Annotated in this window: 1 protein-coding gene; it reads right to left on the bottom strand. The window is 43.8% G+C overall.

All coding sequences use genetic code 11. The features are described from left to right. Positions 1–285: 285 nt before the first annotated feature. Positions 286–2,784: a hypothetical protein gene (locus HRU21_12455; GenBank protein ID NRA43101.1), complete on the bottom strand. Its 2,499-nt coding sequence runs from the start codon at positions 2,782–2,784 to the stop codon at positions 286–288. Positions 2,785–2,962: the final 178 nt, after the last annotated feature.

The following is a 2,962-nucleotide window of genomic DNA, read 5'->3' as shown; positions in this document are numbered from 1 at the left end:
TTACACCTTATTTTCTCAAAAAATTCGAAAAAAAATGTCTTAACAAATATATATAATAATTTTGTTAGACTTAATAATGACTATTACTATAAATAAAACACAATAAATTTAGTTATTTATTTTATTCAATAAAAAAGACCACTACGGTGGCCTTTTATTTTTAAAGCTTAGCGCTAGCTATATACTAGCAATAACCAGATAAAATCTTTCGCAAAACTCACTCTTAAGGTCAATTATAAAAATCATCAGCGCATAAAACATATATAGAGCTTACATTTACAATTCTTAGTGCCTGTCTAACAATAAGGATGGATAGATTTGCCTTGGCGAAGACACCCAATAAAAATTTGCCCCAAGCTTGCCATTTTCAGAATCTCCCCAGCAATAAGCTCCTCGATTATCAGCTTTTATCGCACAGCTATAATCGAAACCAACTTCAACTTTAATCCAATCGTTAGCAAAGCTCGATTCCTGGCTAAACGCTGTTGATTCTTTATCCTTATTACCGGTTTGTCCAGAACTATTTTCTCCCCAGCACCATATGCTGCTGTCTGTTTTAACTACGCAGGCATGATCAAAACCAACACTTACTTCTGCAACATCCGAACCCGCCTCGGCAATAAGCACGGGGCTATAAGTATCGCTGTCTATAATCCCACTTGAATAACCCCAGCACCACAGGCTACCGTCGCTTTTAATGCCACAAGTATTGCTATAACCTATCGACAATGACGACCAATTTGAATCCATTGCACTCGCATCAACCAATTCAGGTTCTGCACTACCGTTTATACCCCAGCAAAACGCCGCTCCCGACTGTTGTATTGCACACGTGGTATTAAATAATGCGAACACCTTTGACCACTTACCCGATGTATTGATCACCTGCACCGGCGACAAATGCTCTGCATAACTATTAATACCTAGCTGACCGTAAGTGTTATCCCCCCAACACCATAATGAATTTTCCTCACCCTGATTAAAAATCGCACAGGCATGATTATCGCCAGCCGCAATATCTACCGGCGTGCCGACATCATCAGGAAAATGAATAGTTTGCCAAACCTCAAAATCCATTCCCCCTTCCTCTAACACTTGACGTAAATCATCCCGGTAATGGTATGCTTGACTGCACTCTACGGTTTCAGCCTGCGTAATAACGCAAAGCTGAGCACCCATAGCAATCTGATCGATCGCATCTACATTCTCTACAATAGTGGCTTGTGATCTTTTAACAGTCTTAAATTCTGATGGGTTGTCGGTATAAGTACCCCAACACTTGAGTTCACCATTGCTGGTTACTCCGCAGGCAAAATGCGATGGGTTAAATTGCCAATAATAACTATCAGTCAAGTTAACGACTATGTCAGTAAAGTCGTCTCCTTCAATAACCGGCTGTGGCGTCGACGTTTGTAAAGGCCCAAAACCGCCTGCGTCTCTACCTAGGGCATAAATTTCGCCGTTTTGCTTAATCGCATAACCATGATTATTTGAGGTAAAAACTGCAGCCCAATCGGTATCTGATTCTACCTGTAAAAATACGACACTTTCATCACCAACCGTGCCTTGGCCTAATTGCCCATAATTATTTTTGCCAACGCACCACAAACTACCATCCATTTTTACACCACAAGCAAAGTCTTCACTCATCGTAAAATGCATCCACTGAACCCCTGGTAAAATTTCGGTTGGCATTAGCAAATCATCCCTATCTCCTGAACCTAATTGACCATCATCATTCCGGCCCCAGCACCACAGGGAACGATCAGTTTTAAGCGCACAGCCACCCTCTTGCTCTTCGGTTGCAATCAACATTAACCAATCGCTTGGCTCTGAAAATTTCACCGGCAGATTTTGGTTGTCAGCATAAAAAGCACTTCCCAAGGCAGCATCACCGTTATTACCCCAACTCCATAAGCTGCCATCAGCACGAATCGCATAAGAAACGTCATCACCTGTAGCCACATCAATCCAACGCTGGCCAACACCAACAGGCTGCGGGCTCGCTTCAAAATCACTAAAGCTACCATTACCCAGCTGACCATATCGATTAGCACCCCAACACCAAAGGCTTTGGTCGGTACCAATCGCGCAGGTATGGCCACCACCAGGAGCAAATTTTTGCCAACGTTCAGCACCACCTACCACAGGCGCAGGCAGTAAAGACGCCTTGCTTGTTTCACCTCGACCTAGCTCACCGATCATATTTCGTCCCCAGCAAATTAATTGCTGTGCTGCATCAATGGCACAGCCATGATCTTCACCCAGCTTTAGTTCTTGATATTCACTGGCTGTTAACAGCGTAGTCGGATAATCTAATCGCTTTATTTCGGTCTCGGTAAACATCATTGACGGGTCGCCACCTCGCGACCAGCAAACGACATCACCATTGATTTCTAGCACACAGCTTTCTTCTTCTTGATGGCTGAAACTAAGATATGCAGCAAGACGCTCGCAATTATCACCACCCCAGCCCGGCAAACAGTTGCAGCCACCACTGCCCTCGCGACCATCATCGATACTGCCGTTAATGCATTGTGCAGTGACGGCCTGACAGGTTGCACCGTAAAAGCCTGCCTCACACTCAGCTAATTCGGGTTCGTTAACAGGAGGAATAACCGAATCAATAGGTTTTTGATTGTCTGGTTCGATTGGTTCGATTGGTTCGATTGGTTCGACGGACGCTTCAATATTCTCAGCATTCGAGTTGGGCACGCGGGATGACTCATAAGAACTATCACAGGCACTGATAAAAAGTGTTATGACCAATACGGACCAAGCCATGCATGTAGGCTTGCTTCGCCTAACAGTTAAAGAAATACCAACCAAGGCGCAAATCCTTAACAATGCATAGACACAAGCACGCAAACAAGAATGGTAAATGGTAGCGCTGAAGCTCAGAAGAAAATTGCGGTAAGTATTCATAATCATTCACTGCCTGATGGGCTCGCCACAACTAACG

It is taken from the genome of Pseudomonadales bacterium (assembly GCA_013215025.1).
GTDB lineage: Bacteria > Pseudomonadota > Gammaproteobacteria > Pseudomonadales > DT-91 > DT-91.
The sequence above is the reverse complement of the archived record's forward strand: the minus strand, read 5'-3'. Positions and strand labels throughout refer to the sequence as shown.

Excerpts from the sequence above, each read along its gene's own strand:
- HRU21_12455 (NRA43101.1), bottom strand. The coding sequence starts at position 2,784 with ATGGCTTGGTCCGTATTGGTCATAACACTTTTTATCAGTGCCTGTGAT.